At 73.2% G+C, this 23,931-nt stretch carries 28 protein-coding genes; 12 read left to right on the top strand and 16 right to left on the bottom strand.

Going from position 1 to position 23,931, the window contains the following annotated elements; genetic code table 11:
• The first annotated feature begins 2 nt into the window (after positions 1-2).
• Positions 3-500, top strand: coding sequence for a flavodoxin family protein (locus N798_RS00850; RefSeq protein WP_035945430.1), 498 nt, complete (start codon positions 3-5; stop codon positions 498-500).
• A gap of 21 nt (positions 501-521) precedes the next feature.
• Here N798_RS00850 and N798_RS00855 read toward each other — a convergent pair whose 3' ends face one another.
• The 3 genes from N798_RS00855 to N798_RS00865 all read right to left on the bottom strand — a co-directional run bounded on the left by N798_RS00855 (position 522) and on the right by N798_RS00865 (position 3,189).
• Positions 522-1,127: a dihydrofolate reductase family protein gene (locus N798_RS00855; protein WP_035945431.1), complete on the bottom strand. Its 606-nt coding sequence runs from the start codon at positions 1,125-1,127 to the stop codon at positions 522-524.
• 77 nt (positions 1,128-1,204) lie between these two features.
• Complete coding sequence (locus N798_RS00860; RefSeq protein WP_188450419.1) at positions 1,205-2,275, bottom strand: carboxylate-amine ligase; 1,071 nt, start codon at positions 2,273-2,275, stop codon at positions 1,205-1,207.
• A complete protein-coding gene (locus N798_RS00865; RefSeq protein ID WP_229708529.1) occupies positions 2,272-3,189 on the bottom strand; it encodes an iron-containing redox enzyme family protein in 918 nt (305 codons plus the stop codon). Before N798_RS00865 ends, N798_RS00860 begins: the two co-directional genes overlap by 4 nt.
• On the opposite strand from N798_RS00865, the gene N798_RS18560 reads away from it, so the two are divergent.
• Positions 3,164-3,361 carry a hypothetical protein gene (locus tag N798_RS18560; RefSeq protein WP_229708520.1) on the top strand — a complete coding sequence of 66 codons (198 nt, stop codon included), beginning with the start codon at positions 3,164-3,166 and terminating at the stop codon, positions 3,359-3,361. The genes N798_RS00865 and N798_RS18560 overlap by 26 nt on opposite strands.
• An 88-nt stretch (positions 3,362-3,449) precedes the next feature.
• Here the strand turns inward: N798_RS18560 and N798_RS00870 are convergent, their stop codons facing one another.
• The 6 genes from N798_RS00870 to N798_RS00895 form a co-directional block, all read right to left on the bottom strand.
• Positions 3,450-3,662 carry a CDGSH iron-sulfur domain-containing protein gene (locus N798_RS00870; protein ID WP_229708518.1) on the bottom strand — a complete coding sequence of 71 codons (213 nt, stop codon included), beginning with the start codon at positions 3,660-3,662 and terminating at the stop codon, positions 3,450-3,452.
• A 23-nt stretch (positions 3,663-3,685) separates the two neighbouring features.
• Positions 3,686-4,420, bottom strand: a complete 735-nt coding sequence (locus tag N798_RS00875) for a HemK2/MTQ2 family protein methyltransferase (protein WP_188450418.1) — start codon at positions 4,418-4,420, stop codon at positions 3,686-3,688.
• A 92-nt stretch (positions 4,421-4,512) separates the two neighbouring features.
• Complete coding sequence (locus N798_RS00880; RefSeq protein WP_035945435.1) at positions 4,513-5,946, bottom strand: pyridoxal phosphate-dependent decarboxylase family protein; 1,434 nt, start codon at positions 5,944-5,946, stop codon at positions 4,513-4,515.
• Positions 5,936-7,255 carry an MFS transporter gene (locus N798_RS00885; RefSeq protein ID WP_035945437.1) on the bottom strand — a complete coding sequence of 440 codons (1,320 nt, stop codon included), beginning with the start codon at positions 7,253-7,255 and terminating at the stop codon, positions 5,936-5,938. Before N798_RS00885 ends, N798_RS00880 begins: the two co-directional genes overlap by 11 nt.
• An 81-nt stretch (positions 7,256-7,336) precedes the next feature.
• Positions 7,337-8,101, bottom strand: a complete 765-nt coding sequence (locus N798_RS00890) for a hypothetical protein (protein ID WP_035945439.1) — start codon at positions 8,099-8,101, stop codon at positions 7,337-7,339.
• Complete coding sequence (locus N798_RS00895) at positions 8,098-9,027, bottom strand: ABC transporter ATP-binding protein (protein ID WP_035945440.1); 930 nt, start codon at positions 9,025-9,027, stop codon at positions 8,098-8,100. Before N798_RS00895 ends, N798_RS00890 begins: the two co-directional genes overlap by 4 nt.
• 212 nt (positions 9,028-9,239) lie before the next feature.
• Between N798_RS00895 and N798_RS00900 the strand changes: the two genes are divergently transcribed.
• The 3 genes from N798_RS00900 to N798_RS00910 are packed head-to-tail and all read left to right on the top strand — an operon-like array spanning position 9,240 to position 12,596.
• Complete coding sequence (locus tag N798_RS00900; protein ID WP_188450417.1) at positions 9,240-9,959, top strand: hypothetical protein; 720 nt, start codon at positions 9,240-9,242, stop codon at positions 9,957-9,959.
• Between the two features lie 47 nt (positions 9,960-10,006).
• Positions 10,007-11,959: a sensor histidine kinase gene (locus N798_RS00905; RefSeq protein WP_035945755.1), complete on the top strand. Its 1,953-nt coding sequence runs from the start codon at positions 10,007-10,009 to the stop codon at positions 11,957-11,959.
• Positions 11,952-12,596, top strand: a complete 645-nt coding sequence (locus N798_RS00910) for a response regulator (protein WP_035945442.1) — start codon at positions 11,952-11,954, stop codon at positions 12,594-12,596. The genes N798_RS00905 and N798_RS00910 overlap by 8 nt, the downstream gene beginning before the upstream one ends.
• Positions 12,597-12,600: 4 nt before the next feature.
• Here N798_RS00910 and N798_RS17985 read toward each other — a convergent pair whose 3' ends face one another.
• The 6 genes from N798_RS17985 to fgd all read right to left on the bottom strand — a co-directional run bounded on the left by N798_RS17985 (position 12,601) and on the right by fgd (position 17,794).
• Positions 12,601-12,933 (bottom strand): class III extradiol ring-cleavage dioxygenase family protein, encoded by a 333-nt coding sequence (locus tag N798_RS17985; protein WP_035945757.1) that lies wholly within the window; start codon positions 12,931-12,933, stop codon positions 12,601-12,603.
• Positions 12,934-13,556: 623 nt separating this feature from the next.
• Positions 13,557-14,429 carry a dihydropteroate synthase gene (gene folP, locus N798_RS00920; RefSeq protein WP_035945444.1) on the bottom strand — a complete coding sequence of 291 codons (873 nt, stop codon included), beginning with the start codon at positions 14,427-14,429 and terminating at the stop codon, positions 13,557-13,559.
• The gene (locus N798_RS00925; protein WP_035945759.1) at positions 14,426-15,418 is read right to left on the bottom strand and encodes a glucosyl-3-phosphoglycerate synthase; all 993 of its coding nucleotides are present in this window, start codon (positions 15,416-15,418) and stop codon (positions 14,426-14,428) included. The genes folP and N798_RS00925 overlap by 4 nt, the downstream gene beginning before the upstream one ends.
• Before the next feature lie 5 nt (positions 15,419-15,423).
• On the bottom strand, positions 15,424-16,200 hold the full coding sequence (locus tag N798_RS00930; protein ID WP_035945445.1) for an enoyl-CoA hydratase-related protein: 777 nt from the start codon (positions 16,198-16,200) through the stop codon (positions 15,424-15,426).
• Entirely contained in the window at positions 16,197-16,775 is a 579-nt protein-coding gene (locus tag N798_RS00935) for a DoxX family protein (protein WP_052116779.1), read from the bottom strand. The genes N798_RS00930 and N798_RS00935 overlap by 4 nt, the downstream gene beginning before the upstream one ends.
• Positions 16,772-17,794, bottom strand: coding sequence for a glucose-6-phosphate dehydrogenase (coenzyme-F420) (gene fgd / locus N798_RS00940; RefSeq protein ID WP_035945446.1), 1,023 nt, complete (start codon positions 17,792-17,794; stop codon positions 16,772-16,774). The genes N798_RS00935 and fgd overlap by 4 nt, the downstream gene beginning before the upstream one ends.
• 38 nt (positions 17,795-17,832) lie before the next feature.
• Between fgd and N798_RS00945 the strand changes: the two genes are divergently transcribed.
• From N798_RS00945 to N798_RS00975, 7 genes are all read left to right on the top strand, one after another.
• Positions 17,833-18,261, top strand: a complete 429-nt coding sequence (locus tag N798_RS00945; protein WP_156971560.1) for a hypothetical protein — start codon at positions 17,833-17,835, stop codon at positions 18,259-18,261.
• 85 nt (positions 18,262-18,346) lie between these two features.
• A complete protein-coding gene (locus N798_RS00950) occupies positions 18,347-19,018 on the top strand; it encodes a DUF6766 family protein (RefSeq protein WP_035945447.1) in 672 nt (223 codons plus the stop codon).
• Between the two features lie 94 nt (positions 19,019-19,112).
• A complete protein-coding gene (locus N798_RS00955; RefSeq protein WP_084099931.1) occupies positions 19,113-19,580 on the top strand; it encodes a nitroreductase/quinone reductase family protein in 468 nt (155 codons plus the stop codon).
• Positions 19,581-19,658: 78 nt separating this feature from the next.
• Positions 19,659-20,864, top strand: coding sequence for a Glu/Leu/Phe/Val family dehydrogenase (locus N798_RS00960; protein ID WP_084099934.1), 1,206 nt, complete (start codon positions 19,659-19,661; stop codon positions 20,862-20,864).
• A gap of 291 nt (positions 20,865-21,155) precedes the next feature.
• Positions 21,156-21,350, top strand: coding sequence for a DUF3073 domain-containing protein (locus N798_RS00965; protein WP_035945448.1), 195 nt, complete (start codon positions 21,156-21,158; stop codon positions 21,348-21,350).
• A gap of 73 nt (positions 21,351-21,423) precedes the next feature.
• The gene (locus N798_RS00970; RefSeq protein ID WP_188450416.1) at positions 21,424-22,917 is read left to right on the top strand and encodes a purine-cytosine permease family protein; all 1,494 of its coding nucleotides are present in this window, start codon (positions 21,424-21,426) and stop codon (positions 22,915-22,917) included.
• Positions 22,914-23,489, top strand: a complete 576-nt coding sequence (locus N798_RS00975) for a cysteine hydrolase family protein (RefSeq protein WP_229708516.1) — start codon at positions 22,914-22,916, stop codon at positions 23,487-23,489. The genes N798_RS00970 and N798_RS00975 overlap by 4 nt, the downstream gene beginning before the upstream one ends.
• A 12-nt stretch (positions 23,490-23,501) precedes the next feature.
• On the opposite strand, the gene N798_RS00980 is transcribed toward N798_RS00975, so the two are convergent.
• Positions 23,502-23,906, bottom strand: coding sequence for a hypothetical protein (locus tag N798_RS00980; protein WP_156971561.1), 405 nt, complete (start codon positions 23,904-23,906; stop codon positions 23,502-23,504).
• Positions 23,907-23,931: the final 25 nt, after the last annotated feature.

Below are 23,931 nucleotides of genomic sequence, written 5' to 3' on the forward strand. Positions count from 1 at the left end.
GGATGACGCACACGTGGGTCGTCTACGAGTCGATGTTCGGCAACACCCGTGAGGTCGCCGAGGCGGTCGCCGCGGGCCTGCGCGAGGGCGGTGAGGTCGAGGTCCACGAGGTCTCCGACGCCACTCGCCTCCCTCCCGGACTCGACCTCGTCGTCGTCGGCGGCCCCACCCACGCCTTCGGCCTGAGCCGCGCGTCGACACGCGAGGACGCGGGCACGAAGGCCCACCGGGCGGTCGAGTCGGCGTCGATGGGGGTGCGCGAGTGGCTCGCCGGCCTCGACGGGTCCACCCTCCCCGCCTACGCGACGTTCGACACCCGGGTCAACCACCCTCGCCTCCCCGGTTCGGCGGCCAAGAAGGCCGCCAAGCGCCTGCGCCGGATGGGTGCCACGCAGGCTGCCGACCCGGAGTCCTTCTGGGTCGAGGGGACCGAGGGTCCGCTCGTCGACGGAGAGCTGGACAGGGCTCGCGGCTGGGGCCGCTCACTCGCCCACGTCTGACGAGCCGGCGCAGCCCGGGACTCAGCTCCCGGGCTGCGGGTCCGGGCGCGTGACGATCCCGCCCGTGGGCGGGGTGTCGAGGAGCGTCGGGACGTAGTCGAGCAGCTGCATGCCCTCGTCGAACGTCCGGCTCTCGACGAGCTCGAGCGCCACATCGGGGTAGCCGTCGAAAACCCGTTCCTGCCCCGTCGCGCCCGTAATGAAGGGGAAGACGACGAGGCGATAGCGGTCGACGAGACCGGCGGTGAGGAGCGTGCGGCAGACCGACAGGCTGCCGAGGGTGCGCATGGGGCGGGTGCCCGACTCCTTCTGCGCGTGGACCCAGTCGACCGGATCGTCCCTCACGACAGTGGTGTTCGCCCACCCCGGCGAGTCGCCGAGCGTCGACGAGAAGACGACCTTGGGCATCGCCGCCAGCTGGGCGAAGCCGGGGTCGTCACCGACCTGCTCGGCGAACCCGGACATGAGCCGGTAGGTCGTCGCCCCCATGAGGACGGTGTGCTCCTCCTGCTGCTCGTCGAGCCACGCCATGTACTCCGGCGACTCGACGCCCCACAGGCCGGGCCAGCCCTCGGCAGCGGCGTACCCGTCGAGGCTGATGATGAGGTCGACCATGAGGCTCTGCACGGTGCTCCCCTTCCTCGGACCTCGCAGTCTTGCGTATGCCGTCCGCCCGCGGAAGTGCCCTGCCTCCAGCGCCGTGCTCACCCCACCTGGAAGGCGGCCAGGCCGGGGGCGGGATGTCGCGGGTCGACGAGGAGGCGCTGGCGATCGGCCGAGGTCCCTTCCGCGAGGAGCCTGTCGACGACGTCCTGGACGGCCGCGAGGTCGCCGTGCGCCTCGAGCGCGTCCGAGGTGAAGGCCAGCAGCGACCCGACTGCCTGCTTCGCCGGCACCAGGTCACCGGTGGCGGGGTCGAGGAGACGCTCGCCGAGTCCGTGGCGGGCCGCGCGCCACGCGGCCGTGCGCAGGGCCAGGGTCGAGAAGCGCGCACTGGCCACGCGCGCAGCCGGCGGGTCGCCGGCGACCGTATCGACGAGCGCACGGCAGAGCCCCGCGACCGCGACGGCGACGGTGGGGTCGGGCACGACGTCGGTGACCCGGACCTCGACGGTCGGGTACCTCGCCGAGAGCCGCGCGTCGTAGTAGAGCATCCCGGCGTCGAACGCCCCACCGCCCGCGACGACCGCGTCGGCCGTTCGGCGGTAGGTGTCGACATCGCGCCAGAGCGGCGCCGGACCGGCTGTGGGGAGCTGCGACAGCACGATGGAGCGCCAGCTCGCGTGCCCGGTGTCGCGGCCGTGCCAGTAGGGGGAGTTGGCCGTGACGGCCGTGAGCACCGCGAGCCATGGGCGTAGGCCGTCGAGGACGGCGACCCCCTCGTCGGGCGAGTCGACCGAGACGTGGACGTGGGTGCCGCAGGTGAGCTGCTGGGAGGCCAGCTCGCCGAACTCCTTCCCGATCCGGTCGAAGCGGTCGGACACCACCGGCGTCGGGAGGTGCTCCCCCGGCCAGGTTCCCGATGCGACGACGACCGCCTCCTGCGTGGCCGCCAGTCCGGAGACCCGGCGGCGCAGGTCCTTCAGGTCGGAGGCGAGGGTGTCGAGCGAGGCGGTCGGCCGGGAGCAGACCTCGACCTGCTCCTGCTTGAACTCCCCCTTGACCCACGCGTCCGCGGCGGCCTCGGCGATCGCCGGACCGATCGCCACCGGCCCACCCATCTCGGCGTCCACGAGCAGGAACTCCTCCTCGACCCCGACGGTGCGGGGCGTCACCGAAGGCTCGACCGACCGGCTGACCACGCCCCGAGGATCTCATCCGAGAACCGTCCACCGAGGAGTCCGCTCGCTTGGATCCCGAAGACGAGACCACCCGCCAGCTCGGGCTCGGCACGCACGAGCGGCGCGATGACCTCCCGCCGCAGGACCTGCTCGTGCACGGCGTCGGCCTCGACGTGCTCGGCGTAGTAGTGCTCCGTGGCAGGGCCGCAGCCGAGCCGCCGAGCCGCGCGGACGAGGCGCGCCGAGCCCGGCGACGAGGTCAGCTCGATGACGGCGAACAGCCCGACCGCGGCTCCCCGCAGCTCCCGCCGCATGCCGCACAGGGACATGAGGTTGACCTCCGCCAGGGCGGCGGCGCTCACCTCGTCGAGGTGGTGACCGTAGTGGTCGCACAGCCCGAGCTCTCGCATCATCGCCGCGAAGAGCTCGGAGTGCATCTGCTCTGCGCGACCCGCGCCGTACTCGTCGTGCTGCACCGTCATGAGCCCCGCCTTGGCCGGACCGTCGAGCCGGGAGATCACGAGGAGCTGTGGGTCCGCCTCCTTGAGGTGGTAGGCCGACCGGTGCGTGACGTACTCGCGCATCTGACCCAGCGTCCCCCGCTCGGCGAGGTGGTGGGAGATGCCCGGCTCGCCGACCCGCTCGGTGAGGAGGGCTCCGATCTCGGCCTCGAGGTCGTCGCCGCCGGGCACGTCGCGCCGCAGGGCGGTGAGGAAGGTCGACTCGAGCTCGAGACGGACGCCCAGCAGCTCGTGGTGCCACTCCATCTCCTCCGGGACGCCGTCGAAGCCGCGGTAGTGCAGCTCGTAGCAGACGTGGAGGGCCAGCTGGAGGTCGTCGCCGTAGGGGTCGACCTCGCCCGACGTGGGGAAGGGATCCCCGATGCGACCGGTGCAGAAGTCGATCACCGCCGCGGAGATCGGACCACGCGGTGTCGGCAGGGGCGGGCGCGCCGACGGCGCGTGGGCGGACTCGGGCAACCGGCACGAGGCCGTAGGCGTGGCCGTGGGCGTGGTCGCGGGCGCGGGCGCCGGCGCCACCCGCGTGGCCGAAGTCACCGGAGTGGGCGGCGCCGTCTGACTGTCCTTGCTCACCGTGCGTGACCTCGCCGGAGCGGACAGCGTCGGACCAGCCTTCTCGGAGGGCGCAGCAGGCGTCACGGTGGCGGTCACGACTTCTCCCCGTCCGCCGGCGCGCCCCGACCGGCACGCACCTTGTCGCGGTGGCTCGTGTCGCAGAAGGGCGCGATGCGACTGCGGCGGCATGTGCACAGCGCCACGGTCCCGCGGTCGGAGCGGACGACCTCGCCGTCCGGTGTCACGACCTCGACCGGCCCCTCGACGAGCACGGGCCCCTCACCCGTCACCACCACGCGGTTCACGCGCGCTTCCCTGCCGGTCGTCGTCATGCCGTCGCCTCCAGTCCCACCGTACCCACCGTCGGGCGCACCGCACGCACGACGGCCAGCTCCTCGAGCTCCTGGCCCTCGGCGACGAGTCCGCGACGCCGCATCGCCGCGGCGCGGGCCCGCATCACCGGACCGAAGGCCTCCGGTTCGCGCCGCACGACCTCGACGCCGAACCCGTACTGCACGAGGCAGCGGGTGGTCGCGTCGACGTCGGCGACGTCGGACTGCACGATCAGCAGGCTGCCTCCCGGGGCCACGTGGGCGTAGGCCTCGCGGCAGATCCGGTCGAGGAGCAGCCGTCCGTCGGGCCCGGCGTCCCAGCACCGGTCGACGCGGTGGCGGGAGGGACGGCTCGTGAAGGAGGGCACGTAGGGCGGGTTCGCCAGGATGAGGTCGAACTGCCCGACCTCGTCCAGTGCCGCGAAGAGGTCGCCGCGCAGGACGGTGACGGGGACGCCGTGACGGCGCGCGTTGATCCAGGCGTTTGCGGACGAGCGGTAGGACAGGTCGACAGCCGTCACGTCGGTGGCGCCGGCGAGCGCGGCGGCGACGGCGAGTGCACCGGTCCCGGTGCACAGGTCGAGGACCCGCGCGCCGACGGCGCAGCCCAGCTCGGTCATCGTGTCGGCGAGCAGCCACGTGTCGGCCTGCACCGGGTAGCACCCCGGGAGCCTCACGAGTGCGGGACGGGACCCCTCGAGCCCGGACTCCGGCTCCTGCAGTCGGCTCATGATGCTCCTCGGTCGTCGGACGGCGGAGGCGTGGTGTGCCCCCGGCGATCCCATACCCGCGAGCGAGCCGGTTCATGCTTCGCGCGAGGACCTCAGGCCCGAGGGGCGGTGAACCTCCGCAGGAACGCCGAGAGAAGCCCCGCCGACGCCTCGCGGGGGAGCGCCTCGATGAGGGTGAGGACACTGGTGAGGTCGAGGTCGCCTCCGTCGCGCGCCGCGTCCGCCAGTGCTGCCGGATCCGGTATGCCGTCCGCGGACAGTGCTTCCGGGCTCGGCAACGCGTGGCCGCGCACCACGGCGGCTCCCTCGACGAGGGCAGCGCCGAGCTCGTCGACCAGCCCCTCGGTCACGGGCGTGATGGTGAGGTGTGCGGTGTGCGGCACGACGCTGCCGTCGGACTGCTCGAGCGCGGGCTGACCCTGCAGGACGAACCCGCGCTCGGCCACGGCCGCCACCCAGAGCAGCGGGTCGACCCGCCGCTGCGGCTCGACGTCCTCGTCCGTGGCGACGGCGACGAGCGGGCCCTGCCGGTCTCCGAGGATCCGCAGCCCTTCGATCCCCTCGACCGTGGCGACCACGGCGGCGGTCGCGTCGACGACGCGACGGGTGAGGCCGGCATACCCGCTCGGTCCGAGGGTCTGCACGACCGCCCAGGCCGCGGCGAGGGACGTCGCCGAGCGGGTGCCGAGCATCGTCGGGTTGACGACGGGGTAGCCGAGCCAGCCGGTCGTGGCGAAGTAGCGCGCGAGGTCGAGCTCGCCGTCGGCGAAGAGGAGGAGTGAGGCGCCCTTGGGGACGTAGCCGTACTTGTGGATGTCGGCGCTGATGCTCGTCACCCCCGGGACGCGGAAGTCCCACTGCGGCAACGGATCCCCGCCCGCCTCCTCCCACCACGGGAGCACCCAGCCGCCGACGCAGGCGTCGACGTGGCAGGGGATGTCGAGGTCGGCTGCGGCCCCAGCCACCTCGGCGATCGCGTCGACCACCCCGTGGGGGTAGGACGGGGCGGACACGACGACGAGCGCCACGTCGGGCCCGAGGGCGGCCTCGAGGGCGCCGGGCGCGGCTCGGCCGGTCCCGACCTCGACGGGGACGACGTGGGCGTCGAGGCCGAAGTAGTGCGCCGCCTTGTGGAACGCGGCATGGGTCGACGACGACAGCACGAGCCGCGGTCGCCCGCTCCCACCCCGGGCGACCCAGTGGTCGCGTGCGGCCTTGACGGCGAGCAGGCAGCTCTCCGTGCCACCGGAGGTCACCGACCCGGTGGCGGTCGGGCCGTGGAGCATGCTGCGGCCGAACGCGACGAGGTCGGACTCCATGAGCGCCACCGACGGGAAGGTCGTCGGGTCCAGCCCGTTGACGGGTTGGAGGAGCCGCATCGCCTGTGCCGCAACCTCATCGAGCTCTGGTCGACCGTGGTCGTAGACGTAGGAGAGCACCCGACCGCCATGCGTGGGCGCGTCGTGCTCGCGGTAGGCGCGCAGCTGAGCGAGCACCTCGTCGGCCGTGCGTGCGTCAGCGCCCATCGAGCGCCACCTCCGGTTCCTCGTGGCGCCGCAGCACCGAGATCGAGACGAGTGCGAGTGCCGCCGGCACGAGGGTGAACGCGAGCCCGATGGCGATGTGGGCGCTGCGCGGCTGGGCCGCCGGGTCACCCGCGCTCGAGACGAACCCGCCGACGGCGAGCATGGCGAGGACGACCGCGGGCCCGAGCGCGAGCCCGGCCGTCTCCAGGGCGGTCCACACCCCGCTCATCGCACCGCCTCGGGCCCGTCCCGCCTCCTCGATGACGTCCGGGAGCATCGCCAGCGGGAAGAGCTGCATCCCGGCATACGCGACGCCGCCGGCCGCGAGGGCGAGGACTGAGAGCCAGACCCAGCCGGCCACGAGCGCAGGCACCTGCACGACGCACGCGGCGACGAAGAGCCAGGACGCCGAGAGGTATGCCGTCCGCTTGCCTCGCGCGGCCGCGTGCCGCTTCCACAGCGGCATGACGACGAGGGCAGGGGCGACGACGGCGGCGAAGAGGATGCTCACCCACGACTGCGAGCCCAGCAGGTAGGTCGCGACGTACTGCGCGGCGGCGAGGACGATGCCGGTGGCGAGGGCCTGGAGGACGAAGACGACGAGCAGCGAGCGGAAGCGGGGCAGGTCGCGCACCGCGTCGAGGCCGGCGCGCAGGGTGACCGCCTCGCCGGACCCGCGGGCGACGCTCTCGTGACCGCGGAGGCTGGCGACGGTGGCGAGCATGCCTGCGGCGAGGGCAGTCGCGGACACGACGGCCATGACGAGGTAGCCGGCCCGTCCGCCGCCGAGGGCGTCGCGGACGGCAGGGGCGCCGGCGCCGAAGGCGAGGATGGCGAGGGCGAGCACGCCCACCCGCCAGGCCATCATCCGGGTGCGCTCGGCGTAGTCGCTGGTGATGTCGGCGGGCGCCGCGATGTAGGGCACCTGGAAGAGGCTGAACGACGTCGTCGCGAGGATGAAGGCGACGACGACCCACAGGGCGGCGATCGCGGTGCCGACGCCGTCGGGCACGGCGAACATCGCGACGAAGCCGACGGGCAGGGTGACCGCGCCGAGCAGCATGAGCCGGTGGCGCGACCCACGGGTCGCGACCTCGTGGTCGCTTCGCGCTCCGATCGCCGGGTCGATGACGACGTCCCACACCTTGGGGACGAGGACGACGACGGCTGCGAACGCCGCGGCCACGCCGAGGGTGTCGGTGAGGTAGTAGGCGAGGACGAGGCCCGGCAGCGTGCCGAACCCGCCCGTGCCCACGCTGCCGGCGGCGTAGCCCGCGGTCTGGGCGCGGGTGAGGCGGTCGCGGGGCATGCACCGCAGTATGTCCGTCGGTGGACGGCGGGGCGGGAGATCGGCACCAGCCGGGCCGCGCCGTCCCGACCGTCGAGGTCCTCAGTGCCCGGCGTCGCTCCGGACCAGCCGCAAGGCGCCGAGGGTGGCGGCACCGACCGCCCACCCGACCATCGTCAGCCGCGCCAACGACACCGTCATGTCGTCGAGCGGTCCCTCGCCGAAGATGAGGAAGAGCGCCGCGGAGCCCGGCAGCCACGACGACACCGTCGCTGCCCACTCGAACGGCAGGTTGGCCACGATGGGCGGCAGCACGAGGAGCAGGGCCAGTGCCAGCACGAGGGAGGCCGCCGTGCTGCGGGTCGCGAGTCCGAGCCCGATGCCGAGCAGCGCGCCGCAGGCGAGGACGACGGCGAGCTCCCCGGCGGAGCGCAGGCCGTCGTCGAGCGGCAGGCCGACGCCCGCGAGCGCTCCCATGACGAGGCTCGCCAGGGTGACGAGGATGATCCCGATGAGTGTGACCGTGAGGACGATGACGAGGCCGCGGGCCGCGAAGAGGATGCCGCGCCGCGGTGACCACTGGAGCGTCGGGACGATCGCACCGGTGGCGTGGTCGGCCGTGCTCGTCATGACCGCGAGCGCGACCGTCCCGAAGAGCGCAAACATCGCGGTGAAGCGGGCGCCGTCCCACCCGGTGGCGTCGGCGGGGATCGACTCCGGGTTGCTCGCGGCGTCGACACCCGCGAGCACGGCGACCCCGACCATGAAGAGCCCGAGGCACACCACGAGGACCCAGCTCGACCGGACGCTCCAGATGCGGCTCCACTCCGCTCGTCCTGCCCGGGCCAGGACCGTCGCACTGCTCATCGGACCCCTCCTTCCGCCGACGCCGGCACGTGGCCGTGGTGCTCGACGCTGCCCTCGGTGAGGGCGAGGTAGGCGTCCTCGAGGGACTGCTCCACCTCCGCCAGGTGGTGGAGCGGTATGCCGTGTGCGTGCGCAAGGTCCCCGACCGCGCTCGCCGCAAGCCCGCGGACCTCGAGCTCGCCCTGACCGTGTAGTGCGACGGTCACGTCCCGCGCGAGCAGGGCGGCGAGGTCGTCGGCCCGGGGCGAGCGCACGCGCACCCGCTGGCCGTCCAGCCCGGCGAGCAGCCCGTCCATCTCGGTGTCGGCGATGAGCCGACCGCGCCCGATGACGACGACCCGGTCGGCGATGAGCTGCATCTCGCTCATGAGGTGGCTCGACACGAGGACGGTGCGACCCTCGTCGGCGAACCCGCGCAGCAACGCCCGGATCCACCGCACCCCGTCGAGGTCGAGGCCGTTGACCGGCTCGTCGAAGAGCAGCACGGGTGGGTCCCCGAGCAGGGCTGCCGCGATCCCGAGGCGCTGGCGCATGCCGAGCGAGTAGCCCTTCACCCGGCGTCCCGCCGCCGCCTCGAGACCGACCTGCTCGATGACCTCGTCCACCCGCGAGCGCGCGATCCCGTTGCTGTGGGCGCCGATTCGCAGGTGGGACCGCCCGGTCCGACCGGGGTGCATGGCGCCCGCGTCGAGCAGCGCGCCGACCTCGCGCAGCGGTGCGGGGAAGTCGGTGTAGCGCTTCCCGCTCACCCGCGCGCTGCCGGCCGTCGGCCGGTCGAGACCGAGCACCATGCGCATCGTCGTCGACTTGCCCGCGCCGTTCGGCCCGAGGAACCCCGTGACCTTGCCCGACTCCACCGCGAAGGTGAGGTCGTCGACGGCGCGCACCCCGGCATACACCTTCGTCAGTCCCTCGACCGTGATCATGACCCGCTCCCTCTGCTCGTCCGACCGCTGCGTCGGACGCTAGGGCCGGCGGCGGCAGCGACGGGGGTGCGACCTGTGAAGGTTGTGTGCAGATCGGCGCCCGTCCCGGCGGGAACTGCCCGGACGGACGGGACACCGACCCCTGTCGGCAAGGACGCGGGGCGGCCCACCGTTGGGGTCGTCCAGCTCTTCCGACAACCACAGGAGACGCCGTGAGCGCCACCATCGCCCCCGACCACACCGCCCGGCTCGACCTCGAGCCCGCGCGCAGCACCCACACCTCGACCGGCCGCGGCTGGGCGTTCACCGGCGTCGCCGCCGGGCTCGCCTCGATCGTCGGCATCGCCGCCTCGATGCAGATCGACGCGGTCTACTCCCCCGACGCCGACGGGGACCCCGACGCCATCGTCGCCCGGCTCGCCGAGCTCGTCCCGCAGATCCTCGTCTTCCACACGGCGACGATGGTCTCGGTCGTGCTGCTGCTCGTCTTCGCGGCCGGCCTTCGCCGGCGCCTCGCCGACCAGCTGCCGAGCCGCAGTCTCCTGCCCGACGTCGCGGCCGGCGGACTGGGCCTCGTCGCGGTCGCAGGCCTCATGGGCTCCGGTCTCACCACCGAGTTCGTCTTCGGCGTCTCCGACCCCGGCAACGGGCTCGTCCCCGAGTCGGCGGTCTTCTTCAACCACTGGGTCGGCACGATCCCGTGGCTCTGGGTCGGCGCCGGCGCCACCGGTGTCGCCGTCGCGGTGAGCGCGCTGCGCCACGGTGCCGTCTCGCGGTGGCTCGGCTGGGTCGGGATCGTCCTCGGCGGGCTCACGCTCCTGCTCGGCATCTCGCCGCTGCAGTACATGGCGGGCATGACCGGTCCGGTGTGGCTCTTCGTCACCGCCCTGGGCCTCGCCCTCGGCGACCGGGCCACCCGTTCGCGGGTCTGACAAAAGCCCTGATCAGCACCGTGAACCGACGCTATGGTGCCGACATCATGAGCCCCTCCGACGCCCTGACGAGGGTCGGCCAGCCCCGGGCGGCCGCGGTCATCGCCGCGTCCGCCTGGGGCACCGCCGTGCTCGCGGTGGCGCTCGTCGTCATGGCCCGCCCGGCACTCGGCGAGGGTGTCTGGTTCTTCGTCGTCGACGTCGCGGTGGCGTGCGTCTACGGCACGGTGTCGGCCCTCATCGTCTCCCGCCGCCCGCACCCCGTCGGCTGGCTCCTCGCCCTGGCCGCGATCGGTGGCGGAGTGGCCGCCCTCGGCTTCGGCTACCCCGCCCTCGCCTCGCAACGCCCCGGCCTTCCGGGCGCGGACCTCGTCCAGTGGCTCCAGAGCACCGCGTGGGTCCCGGGCACGCTCGCCCTCTTCCTCGTCGTGCCGTGGCTCGTGCGCGACCACCCGCTCGGCCGCGCCCGGTGGGGAGTGGCGGCCGGCGGCGTCGTCATCGTCGCCTTCCTCGCCGCCCAGCTGCTCGACGCACGAGCACCCTTCACGATCCTTCTCGCGCTCGCCGTCGTCCTCGGGCTGGTCGCCGCCGGCGCGGTCGAGCACCGCCACCGCCGCGGCCCCGTCGCCGAGCGCAACGGTCTCGGCTGGCTCGCCCTCGGTGCTGCGCTGCTCGCCCTGTCGTTCGTCCCCCTGCTCCTGCCGCCGGGTGCCCTGCCCCTCCCCGTCTGGACGACGCCCGTCCTCCACCTGCTCTCGCAGGCCGTCTATCCAGCGGCGATCCTCGTCGCAGTCCTGCGCAGCCGCATGTGGGGACTGCAGCTCGCCGTGAGCCGCACCGTGCTCGCCGGCCTCGTCACGGTCTCGCTCGTCGCGGTCTACGTCGTCGCCACGGTCGTCGCCACGAGCCTCCTGCCCGGTGACGGCGCCGGTCTCGTCGGGGCCGGAGTCGTCGCCGTCGCTGTCCAGCCGACGAGGTTCTGGCTGGAGCAGCGCGTCCACCGTCTCGTCTACGGCGTCGCCGCCTCCCCCGACCACGTCGTCCGCCGCCTCGGCAGCCATCTGCGCCTCGCCGAGACGACCGACGACCTCCTGCGCGGCCTCGCCGCCGACATCGGCTCCGCGATGCGTCTGGAGTCCGTGACGGTGGCCCTTCCTGGCCGCGAACCCGTCGTCTGGGGTATGGCGGGTGCCCACCCCGTGCGCGTCCCGCTCGACCACCGCGGCGAACCCGTCGGCGAGCTCGCCGTCACCCTGCCCGGTGGTGAGAGCCTCGGGTCGCGCGGGGAGCAGATGCTCGGCGACCTCGCCACGGTCGTCGCGACCGCCGCCGCCGTCACCCGGGCCGCCGCCGACGTCGACGACGCCCGGGCGCGCCTGTCCCGGGCCCGGCTCGAGGAGCGCCGCGTCATCCGGCGCGAGATCCACGACGGTCTCGGGCCCTCGCTCGCCGGCCTGCGGCTCGGGCTCCAGGGCGCCCGCAACCTCATGGCGACCGACCCGTCCGCTGCCGCCGCGCTGCTCTCGACGCTCCAGTCCGAGCTCGACCAGCGGGTCACCGACGTCCGCACGCTCTCGCACCACCTGCTCCCGCCCGTCCTCGACGAGCTCGGGCTCGCCGCCGCCCTGGCAGAGCTGTCCGCCCGCCACGCGGAGGACGGCGTCGAGATCGCGCTGGACCTCGGTCACGACGACGCCCTCGACCCACAGACCGCCGCCGCGGCCTACGCGATCGTCGCCGAGGCGGTCACGAACACGCTGCGGCACAGCGGCGCCCAGTCCGCGTGGGTGACGACGACCTCCGCTCCGGCGGGCCTGCGGGTCCGCATCGCCGACGACGGCCGGGGCTTCTCCGCCGAGGCCAGGGCCGGCGTCGGCACCCGCTCGATGCGTGAGCGCGCGGAGGAGCTCGGTGGCAGCCTCTCGATCACCTCACCCGAGACCGGCGGCACCCTCGTCGAGGCCCTCCTCCCCCAGGGCGTGGCGGTGACCCGTGGGTGACATCACCGTGGCCGTCGTCGACGACCATCCCGTCTTCCGGATGGGCATGGCCGGCCTCCTCGCCTCCCTCGACGGCATCACCGTCGTCGGTCAGGCGAGCGACGCGGCAGAGGCGCTCGCCCTGCCGCTCGCCGACATCGACGTCGTCCTCATGGACCTCAATCTCGGCGCGGACTCGGGCATCGAGACGACCCGCGAGATCGTCCGTCGTGACCCGGACGCGCGCGTGCTCGTCGTGACGATGCGCGAGGACGACGACGCGGTCGCGTCCTGCATGCGGGTCGGCGCGCGCGGCTACCTCCTCAAGGGCGCGAGCCCCGACGAGGTCGAGCGGGCGGTGCGCGCCGTCGCGAACGGCGACGTCATCCTCGGCTCCGCCGTCGCCGCCCGGGCGGTCACGGCGCTCACGTCGGGGCGGTCCGTCGCCCGCGTCCCCTTCCCCGACCTCACCGACCGCGAGCGCGAGGTGCTCGACCTCGTCGCCCGCGGCCACGACAACCTCACGATCTCGCGGCGCCTCGTCCTCTCGCCCAAGACCGTCCGCAACGTCGTCTCCAACGTCCTCACCAAGCTGGCCGTGCGTGACCGGGCCGCGGCCGTCGTGCGCGCCCGCGAGGAAGGCCTTGGCGTCGACTGACCGGTCAGCCTGTGCGGGCGAGGTGCGCCACGACGTAGAGCACCCCGAACGGGTCGCTGACCTCGCACGTCACCACCTCGAACGCCCCGTATGCCGGCCCGCCGGTCGCGTTGACCGGTGCCCCTGCCGCTCCGGCCAGGACCTGAAGTGGCGCCCGGCCGGCGACGAGCAGGTCGGCACAGAGGTTGGTGTCGAGGGTGAGCAGACCGTCGAGACCTCCGTCGGCCGCACCGCGCAGCGCAGCGACGATGACGTCGTCGACCTCGTGCGACCGGGGGTCGAGGTGGCCGGGTGCCTTCTCGGTCCGGCGGGCGGAACCGTCGGCGACGACGAGCATCGTCGTGGGGGGTGTCTTTGCTCCACCTCCCGAAGCAGCCGTCGCGCCGTGAGGTTCGGCCCCCGATGCCGCGGCCGGGTCCATCACGTCACGTGCGGAAGCGAAGCCACCCCCCTTCGCCTCACCAACCGACGCAGACGCAGGCACCTCTGCATCACCAGCGGAAGCGAAGCCACCCCCCTTCGCCTCACCAACCGACGCAGACGCAGGCACCTCTGCATCACCAGCGGAAGTGAAGCCACCCCGCCGAGCGTGGTGGTCGACCGCGTCCTCAGCCGACGTCCTGCGCACCCGGCCAGCGGGCACCGACGGACCCGTCGCGACCGCGCGCCCCAGGTCGACGCAGTCAGCCGTCGGGGCGTCCCACGGGACTGCGACGTGCTCGACCTCGAACCCGAGGTGGGTCGAGGCCAGCAGGTGGTCCGCGACGCGCAGCCCCACGGCCGGGCGAGTGCTCCGCGGCTCGCGGTCGGTGGCGTGGACGACGACGACGTGCGCCGCCGTGGCCACGGCGTCCCGCACTGCCGCGACGCAGGACTCGAGCAAGCCGGGGGCCGCAGGGACGCGACCCTGGTACTCCGGCAGCAGCAGCGGCGCGGCCGGGACGATGACGACGTCGGTGATCACGCGAGCCCCCGTGCGGTCCGGGCCGGTGCCAGGTCGCCGGCGAGTACCGAGACCATGTCGAGCACCTGACGGGTCTCGACGACCTCGTGGACGCGGTAGATGTGAGCGCCGTGCCAGGCGGAGATCGCCGTCGCCGCAAGAGTCCCGGTCAACCGCTCGCCGACCGGGAGGTCGAGGGACTCGCCGACGAAGTCCTTGTTGGACAGCGAGACGAGCAGCGGCCAGCCGAGCGCGACGAGCTCGTCGAGCCGCCGGGTCACCTCGACCGAGTGCCACGTGTTCTTGCCGAAGTCGTGTGCCGGGTCGATGACGACCCGCTCGCGCGGGACACCCACCGACACGGCGCGGTCGGCCTGGGCGACGAGCGACTCGACGACGGACGCGACGACGTCGTCGTACTCGATCCGGTGCGGCCGGGTCCGTGGCGTCACGCCGCCGGTGTGGGTGCAGACGACGGCGGCGTCGAACTCGGCCGCCACCTCCACGAGCTCCGGGTCCGCGCCGCCCCACGCGTCGTTGAGGATGTCGGCGCCCGCCTCGAGGACGGCCCGACCGACGGACGCCCGCCACGTGTCGACGCTGATGAGGAGGTCGGGGTGCTCGGCGCGGACGGCGGCGACGAAGTCGACGACCCGCTCCTTCTCCTCGTCCTCACCGATCTCGACACCCGGGGCGGCCTTGATGCCGCCGATGTCGACGATGTCCGCACCCTGCGCGACGACCTGGCGGACGCGGTCGAACGCCGCGTCCTCGCGCCACGTCGCGCCCTTGTCGTAGAACGAGTCCGGCGTGCGGTTGACGATCGCCATGACGAGCCGCGACCGGGCGTCGAACTCGCGCCGGCCCAGCCGGAACGTGAGGTCACTCATCGAGACTCCGCGCGGGGACCAGGCTCTGCGTGGGCCGGCATACCGACGCTGTCGGCCGGAGGCCGCTCGCCCGTCGCCACCGCGGTGACACGCGGCTCGAAGCCCGCCTGCCCGCGGGCGTACTGCGTGAGCCCCACCGTCTCCTCCGCCCGGACCGGCCCCGCACCGGAGCGTTCGCGCCGCCGGTCCGCGGCCGCCAGCACCTGGACTGCCATGAGGCCGAGGGTGTCATGCCGGTGGTGCCGGTGGGTGCGACGGCCGAGGTCGACCTGCGCGATGGCGTCGATGCCGTGTGCGTCATAGGTGTCGACGAGGGCGGCGATCTCGACGCCGTAGCCGACCGGCACGGCATACGACGCGAAGGCTGCGCGCCGGATGGCCCATTCGCCCGAGAGTGGCTGCACGACGCCTGCGAGCCCGGGACGGTGCAGCGCCAGCCACGGTCGCGCGACGAGCTCGGTGACCCGCCCGCCCGACTCCTCCTCGCGACCGGTCGCGTCGATCATCGGCCGGTCGTAGACCGCCTTGACGAGCTGCACCGCATCATCGACGAGGAGCGGCGCGAGCAGTCCGGTGACGAAGTGCGTGCCCCAGTCGACGAGGTCGGCGTCGACGAAGACGAGGAGGTCGCCACGCGTGACGTGCTGCGCCTTCCAGAGCGCCTCGCCCTTGCCCGGCACCGAGCCGAGGTCGGGCCGGATCCTGTTGGCCGAGAACACCTTTGCCCCGGCAGCGCGAGCCACCTCGGCCGTCCGGTCGCTGGAGTCGGAGTCGATGACGACGACCTCGTCGACGAGCCCGCCACCACCGTCGCGCACGAAGTCGGCACGGATCCGCTCGACGACCGCCGCGACGGTCGCCTCCTCGTCCTTGGCCGGGACGACGACAGAGACGGTGTGCCCACCCTTGCGCTCGAGGAGCGCCTCGGGCGTCCAGTCCGACGCCCGGTATGCCGGCCGGTCCACACGGTGTGGCTGGTGCCCGTCCATCTCGCTCACTGCCCGAACGTCGGGCGTCGCTTCTCACGGAAGGCCGTGAGCCCCTCGACGAAGTCGCGTGTGCGCAGGAGGGCGTGCTGGCCTTCGTTCTCGCGTGCCAGCGTCGAGTCGAGGTCCAGCGCGGCGGCGGTGATGGCCGCCGTGGTGCGTGCCGTGCCCGTCGGGGAGAGCGCGGCGAGGTGTGCGACGAGCTCGTCGGCGCGCGCGGCGAAGCCTTCCGCCGGCACGGACTCGGCGACGAGCCCCCACTCGGCGGCGACGGCCCCGGTGAGCCGCTCGCCGGTGAGCGCCAGGCGCAGGGCGCGGGCCCGTCCGATGGACGCGACGACGAGCGCGGTGGCGCCGCCGTCGGGCATGAGGCCCAGGGCCCCGAAGGCGAGGACGAGGGTCGCCTCGTCCCCGACGAGGACGTAGTCGGCGGAGAGCGCCATCGCGAGCCCGGCGCCGGCGGCGACGCCCGGCACGAGTGCAATCACCGGCGTGCCCGCCTCGACGACCGCGCGGCTCACCGCACCCACGCCGTGCAGGGTCCCGTCGAGGTCGCCCTCGTCGAGGTGCACGGAGAGGTCAGCGCCGGCGCAGAAGGCTCGCCCCTGACCGGAGAGCACGATGACGCGCACGGCCGGGTCGGCGTCGAGCCGCCGCACCGCGTCGGCCGCTGCCTCGAGCATCGGCACGTCGACGGCGTTGAGGCGGTCGGGGGCGGCGAGCGTGACGCGCCCGACCGCGCCGTCCACCTCGACGAGGACGGAGTCCGCCGAGCGCTCGCTCATGCCGAGGCCCTGGAGCCCGAGCCGCTGCCGGACCCGTCGCCGGCCCCGTCGCCGGATCCCTCCGGAGCCGACGGGCGGTAGAACGCCGCGAGCATCGCCCCGGCCGCGGCCACCCCACCGACGGCGGCCAGCGCGCCCCAGCCCAGCCCGGCGAGGTCGAGGCCGAGCGCGTTGTCGAGCGACCACCGCCCGGGCCCGAGCACCGCGAGCGCCACGGCGACGATGGCAACGAGCACGACGTACTCCCAGCCGCCCTTGAAGATGAAGTAGCCCTTGCCGCGGTGGTCGGTGAGCGCGGCAACGGTCATGAGGCCCACGAACGCCATCGCGGCGAGCCCGTTGAGCAGGCCGAGCGTGACGAGAAGTCCCGCGCCGATCTCGGTGAACGCGGCGAACCGCGCGTGCAGCCACCCCGGGCGCAGTCCGAGCGACTCGAACCAGCCGGCCGTCCCGGACAGCCCACCCTGCACCTTGTTGACCCCGTGCAGCACGAGCATCGGGCCCAGGGCGAGGCGGATGACGAGCGAGGCGACGTCGAGCTCGGTGGAGCTCAACGCGGTGGCGGCGGAGGTCATGACCCGGACCCTACGGTGAGCTCGCGCAGACCCGGCACGACCTGCTCGGCGAAGGTCCGCAGGAAGCGCTCCTGGTCACCGCCGGGCCCGTGGAAGACGAGGTGGTCGAAGCCGAGGTCGGTGTACTCCTTGACGGCGGACACCACGTCCTCCGGCGTCGAGGCCACGATCCAACGCTGCGCGACTTGCTCGATGGGCAGCTCGTCGGCGGCCCGCTCCATCTCCGCCGGGCTGGTGATCGAGTGCTTCTGTTCGGCGGTGAGCGACAGCGGCGCCCAGAAGCGTGTGTTCTCCAGGGCGCGCTCGGCGTCCGGGTCCCACGACAGCTTGATCTCGATCATCCGGTCGATGCTGCCGGTGTCCCGTCCCGACTTCTCCAGTCCCTCGGCGACGGCAGGCAGGAGCGAGTCGGCATAGAGCTCCCGGCCCTTGCCCGAGGTGCAGATGAAGCCGTCACCGGACCGGCCGGCATACCGGGCGACGGTCGGGCCGCCCGCGGCGACGTAGACGGGCACGGGCGTCTCGGGCCGGTCGAAGATCCGGGCGTCCTCGGTGCGGTAGTAGTCGCCCTCGAAGGTCACCGACTCCTGCGTCCACAGCGCCCGCATGAGCCGCACCGACTCGCGCAGCCGGGCGAACCGCTCCTTGAACTCGGGCCAGCCGCTCTCGGGCACCGAGCCGACGGCCACCTCGTTGAGCGCCTCGCCGGTGCCGACACCGAGCATGATCCGACCCGGCGCGAGGCAGCCGAGGGTCGCGAAGGTCTGCGCGACGACCGCGGGGTTGTAGCGGTAGGTCGGCGTCATCACCGACGTCCCGAGCATGACCCGCTCGGTCCGGGCCGCGACCCACGACAGCCAGGCGATCGAGCTGGGCGCGTGCCCGCCCTCGAGCCGCCACGGCTGGAAGTGGTCCGAGATCGTCACCGAGTCGAGCCCGAGCTCCTCGGCGAGCACGGCGTATCCCGCGAGCTCGGCCGGGGCGAACTGCTCGGCCGAAGCCTTGTAGCCGATGCGCATGCCGTCATCCTTCCCCATGCCGGTGCCATAGTGAGCACGTGGCCCCTGACCTGCACAGACGCCGTATGCCGTGCCTCGCGGTCGCCGGAGCGACGACCCTTGCGCTCCTGCTCGCGGGCTGCGCCGGACGCGGCTCGGCGGAGAACGAGCCGGTCGCCGACACCGCGACCCGCTTCCTCGCCTCCGTGACCTCGGCCCCTGACCAGGGCTGCGACCTCCTCGCCCCGGCGACACTCGAGGAGGTGGAGGCCGACGGCGAGCAGTGCGCCGACGTCCTGCCCGAGGCCGCCGGCGGCGAGCAGTCCGGCGAGCCGACGGTCGACGTCTACGGGCGCGACGCGATGGTGCGCTGGGGCGAGCAGGTGATCTTCCTGGCCCGGTTCGACGACGGCTGGCGGGTCACGGCCGCGGGGTGTGAGCCCACGGGGAAGGACCTGCCCTACGACTGCGAGGTGGAGGGGCCGTGAACGGCATGAGGTGGTCCTTCGTCGGCTGGCTCCTCGTCATCGGGTTCGGCCTGGCGTGGTGCCTCACCATCGGGGCGATGGCCCGATGAGGCGGCTGCGCGACCACGGCCTCGCCCTCGTCTTCGGCGCTCTCTTCCTCCTCTCCCTCACCGGACAGGCGCTGTGGGGAGTTGCCGAGCTCAACGGCGAGGCCCGCGACCGCGGCCTGCCGACGATCGGGCTCGGCGAGTACGTCACGTCCTCGACCTTCGCCGTCGACGTCGCCGAGAACTGGCAGTCCGAGTACCTCCAGTTCCTCCTCTTCATCCTCCTCACCGTGTGGTTCGTCCAGAAGGGCTCGCCCGAATCCAAGCCCCTCGACAAGACGGGCCGCGAGAGCGACGAGGACCAGAAGGTCGGGCGTCATGCGACGCCCGACTCGCCTCCGCTCGCCAAGGCCGAGGGCTGGCGTCGCTCGCTCTACTCGCACTCGCTCGGCCTGACGATGGGCCTCATCTTCCTCGGGTCGTGGTCCGCCCAGTTCGTCGCCGGCCGGGCCGCGCACAACGCCGACCTCATCCGCGACCTCAAGGAACCCGAGGGCTGGGCCGCCTACCTCACCGACCCGGACTTCTGGGGCCGCACGCTGCAGAACTGGCAGTCCGAGTTCCTCGCCGTGGCGAGCATGGTCGTCCTCTCGATCTACCTGCGCGAGCGCGGCTCGCCCGAGTCGAAGCCGGTCGGCGAGCCGCACGAGTCCACCGGGGTCGAAGGCTGAACCGCCCGGCTGGAGAGCTGAGCCCAGCGGGACTGCAGCGCACCGTTGACCGGCACGGCGCACCGGAGGACGCTGGCCGGAGGAGGTGTCGGACATGGCTTCCCACGCGATGAAGGCTCGCGGCAACGCGATCGGGCTGTGGATCCACCGGGCCTTCAGGGGGCGCCTCGACGGCGGCGGCAAGGTGGGCGGCGTCCTCATGCTGACGACGCCCGGACGACGCACGGGGCTCCCTCGCTCGACGATGGTCCGCTACCTCGACGACGGTGACACCCGGCTCGTGTGGGGCACGGGCAGCGGGTCGCCCACCGAGCCCGACTGGTTCCGCAACCTCAGGCAGGCCCCCGAGGCGACGATCGAGATCGGGACCACCTCGACCCGCGTGCGTCCCGAGGTGCTCGAGGGCGACGAGCTCGCTCGGGTCTGGCGCGACGTCGTCCTCGCCCAGCTCCCCACCGTCGCGAAGTACGAGCACCGGTCCGGTCGCACCATTCCGGTCGCTCGGCTGCACCCGCTGGGCCCCGCCACGGACGCGGCGGCCGGCAGTCCACGACGCGACTAGCCTGAGGGTGCGCGTGAGACCCACGCCATGGCACCGCTGCACCGTCGCGCAGCCCTCACTGACAAAGGAGTCACCACCGTGACCGCGTCGTCCGTCACCGCCCCCGGGACCGCCGAGGCCCCCGAGGCCACCGCCGCTCCGGGAGCCCCGCAGGCCTCCGCGCCGGAGCCCACGCCGCCCGCACCCGAGCCCCACGTCTCGTCCGTCCAGCACGACCCGACCGACACGTCCGGCCACGAGCAGGTCGTCCTCTGCTCTGACCCCGCGACCGGCCTGCGCGCGATCATCTCGATCCACGACACCTCTCTCGGCCCGGCCCTCGGCGGCACGCGGTTCTACCCCTACGCGACCCACGACGACGCGCTCGCCGACGTCCTGCGCCTCTCGCGCGGCATGTCATACAAGAACGCCGTCGCCGGCATCCCGCACGGCGGCGGCAAGGCCGTCATCATCGGCGACCCCACGACCGACAAGACCCCCGAGCTGCTGCGCGCGTTCGGCCGTTTCGTCGAAAGCCTCGGTGGCCGCTACGTCACGGCCTGCGACGTGGGCACCTACGTGCAGGACATGGACGTCGTCGCCGAGACGACCCGCTGGGCCACCGGCCGCTCGCCCGAGAACGGCGGCGCCGGCGACTCCTCCGTCCTCACCGCGTTCGGCGTCTTCCAGGGCATGCGGGCCGCCGCCCAGCACCTCTGGGGCGAGCCCACCCTCAAGGGCCGCCGGGTCGGCATCGCCGGCGTCGGCAAGGTCGGCCGCATCCTCGCCGGCCACCTCCTCGAGGACGGCGCCGACGTCGTCGTCACGGACGTCAACGCGTCCGCCGTCGACGCCCTGCTCGTCGCCCACCCCGGCATCGAGGTCGTCGGCGACGTCGCCGCCCTCGTCCGCAGCGACATCGACGTCTACGCCCCGTGCGCCCTCGGCGGCGCGCTGGACGACGACACCGTCGACGTCCTGCGCGCGAGCGTCGTCTGCGGTGGTGCCAACAACCAGCTCGTCACCGAGGGCGAGGGCGGCACGGCCGACCGCCTCGTGGCGCGCGGCATCACCTACTGCCCCGACTTCCTCGTCAACGCCGGTGGCGTCATCCAGGTGAGCGACGAGCTGCGCGGCTTCGACTTCGAGCGGGCCAAGCGGGGCGCGACCGCGATCTTCGAGCACACCCTCGAGGTCCTCCGGACCGCCGACGAGCGTGGCGAGAGCCCGGCAGCGGCTGCCGACCACATCGCCGAGCGCCGCATGGCCGCCGGGTCCTCGACGATCTGGCTGCCGCAGCACTGACCCTCCCCGCACCCGGCCGCACCCCGGCCGACCTGCCCGTATGCCGTGTGCCCGCCTCCTGAGGTGGGCACACGGCATACGAGGTTCTCGAGGTCTTCGCGGTGCCCCGGGCGGGCGCGACGCAGGACACGACCCGAGAACCGGACCCGTGCGCGGAAATCCCCCGGCCTGATGTAGCGTTGACCCCACGACACACACACGATTCCCGGGACCACAGCTTGCACGGGATGACCCCTTCGGGGCCGTCCCATCGGGTATGCCGTCCCGGCAGACGCACGAGGGGGTCACGCCATGGGGCGCGGCCGGGCAAAAGCCAAGCAGACCAAGGTGGCACGCGAGCTGAAGTACTTCAGCCCCGACACCGACTTGAGCGCGCTTGAGCGAGAACTTCACGGGAGCTCATCCCCTGCACCGTCGACCCGGAGCACCGGGCACGACCGTGACGAGGACGACGACTATGACAAGTGGGCCGCCGGGCGTCGCTGACGCCTGACGTCCACGCACGACACCTCGTCCGGCATGCACATCGTGCCGCCTGCGATCTGTCATGCTCGCGGGCATGACTGACGTGCGCAGTGCCGACGCCGCCAAGCGGCTCGGCGTCGAGACCACCGGCATCGAGATCATCGACGAGTCGGCCCGCACCGCGGCCCCTCGCGACCTCTTCTGGCCGTGGTTCGCCGCCAACGTGTCGGTGTTCGGCATCTCGTACGCCGCCTTCGTCCTCGGCTTCGGCATCTCCTTCTGGCAGGCCGTGCTCGTCACGGTCGTCGGGGTCGTCGTGTCCTTCGCCCTGTGCGGGATCATCGCCCTCGCCGGCAAGCGGGGCTCCGCGCCGACGATGGTGCTCTCGCGCGCCGCCTTCGGGGTCAAGGGGCAGAAGGTGCCCGGCGTCATCTCGTGGTTCGTCTCGATCGGCTGGGAGACCTTCCTCGCGATCCTCGCCGTCCTCGCGACCGCGACGATCTTCGAGCGGCTGGGCTGGGGCGGCGGCACCGCGACCAAGGTCGTCGCCGCGGTCGTCGTCGCCGCGATGATCGTGCTCGCCGCCGTCGCGGGCTACCACGTCATCATGCGGATGCAGTCGGTCCTCACCTGGGTCACCGGCGCGATCACCGTGCTCTACGTCGCGATGACGTTCACGCACATCGACTGGTCGGCCGTCTCGTCGCTTCCGTCGGGTGGCATCGGCGCCGTCATCGGGGCGCTCGTCCTCGTCATGACCGGCTTCGGCCTCGGCTGGATCAACATCGCCGCCGACTGGTCGCGCTACCAGCGCCGTGACGCCAGCGGCGCCGCGATCGTCGGCTGGAACACCTTCGGCGGCGCCCTCGCGCCGGCCCTGCTCGTCTGCTACGGACTCGCCCTCGCCGGGTCCGACCAGGCGGTCCTCGACGGCATCGGCGCAGACCCGATCGGCACGCTCGCGACGCTGCTGCCGACGTGGGTCCTCGTGCCCTTCCTCGTCGCCGCGATCCTCTCGCTCGTGTCCGGAGCCGTGCTCGGCATCTACTCGTCCGGGCTGACCCTGCTCTCGCTCGGCGTGCGCATCCCGCGTCCGATGGCGGCGCTCATCGACGGTGTCATCCTCACGCTCGGCACCTTCTACGTCGTCTTCGTCGCGGAGAGCTTCATCAACCCGTTCCAGTCGTTCCTCATCACGCTCGGCGTTCCGCTGGCCTCGTGGGCGGGGATCATGATCGCCGACATCGCGCTGCGCAAGCGCGACTACGACGACGACGCCCTCTTCGACTCCTCGGGCCGCTACGGCGCGTTCGACTGGGTGTCGATCGGCACGATGGCGGTCGCCTCCGTGCTCGGCTGGGGCCTCGTCGTCAACAACTTCGCCGATGACGCCTCGTGGAACAACTGGCAGGGATTCCTCCTCGACCCGCTCGGGCTCGGCACTTTCGTCGAGGACCCCGCCGGCTCCTACTGGGAGGGCACCTTCGCCTACGCCAACCTCGGCGTCCTCCTCGCCCTCGTGCTGTCCTTCGTCGTCACCTACGTCGCCCGCGGCGCCAAGGTCCGCGCCCAGGAGTCGCGCGCGTGAGCAGCGCCGCTCCCCCGACGGGCCGCCTGCCCGTCGACGAGGTCGCCCCCCTCGACGACGAGTGGCTCGTCGTCATCGACCCGCAGGCCGTCTTCGCCGACCCCGTGACGAGCCCGTGGGGCTCACCCATGTGGTCCGAGGTGGTGCCGCGGATCCGGCGTCTCGCGACGGCATACGAGGGTCGGGTCGTCGTCACGCGCTTCGTCGCGGACCCGGAGCTCGGCGGCTCGTGGGCCGACTACTACGACGACTGGCAGTTCGCGCTCGTCCCGGGCTCCGACCCCCTGTATGCCGTGGTGCCCGAGCTCGCGGACCTCACCGACCACGTCGTCACCGAGCCGACCTTCGGCAAGTGGACGGCCGGGCTGCGTCGCGTCATCGGCGAGCAGCCGCGGTTCGCGCTCGCCGGGGTCGCCACCGACTGCTGCGTCATCTCGACGGCCCTGCCTGCCGCTGATGCCGGCGCCACCGTGCGCGTCGTCGCGGACGCGTGCGCCGGGTCGAGCGTCGCGATGCACGAGCAGGCGCTCGGCGCGATGAGCATGTTCGCCCCGCAGGTGACGATCGTCTGAACGCGCGGGCCCTCAGATGACGCCGGTCGCGGCGAGGAGCGCCGCGCCGACGACGACGCCGAGCAGCCCTGCCGTCACGCCGGCGGCGCGCGCGCCCATCGCCTCCCCGCGCCCCAGCAGGGTCGCGGCGCCAAGACCGACACCCCACCCACCGACGAGCCCGGGGAGGGTCGTGACGACGAGCCCGCCGACGTCCGGCGACCCGAGGTCGCGCGACGCCACCTGCTCGATCGCGGAGCCGACGAGCCAGACGGCCACGAGGACGAGCACGAGCCAGGCCATGAGCACGACCGTCCCGGCCGCCAGCACCCCGACCGCCCAGCGCCGGGCCACACGCACGGGGTCACTGCCCACGGGTTCGCCGGTCACCGGTGAAGCCGGGTCGAGTCCCCGGGGAGGGCGGGTCGGGTCGGTCACCCTCCGAGGATGCCGGTCGAGGCCG

Source organism: Knoellia flava TL1 (assembly GCF_000768675.1).
GTDB lineage: Bacteria > Actinomycetota > Actinomycetes > Actinomycetales > Dermatophilaceae > Knoellia > Knoellia flava.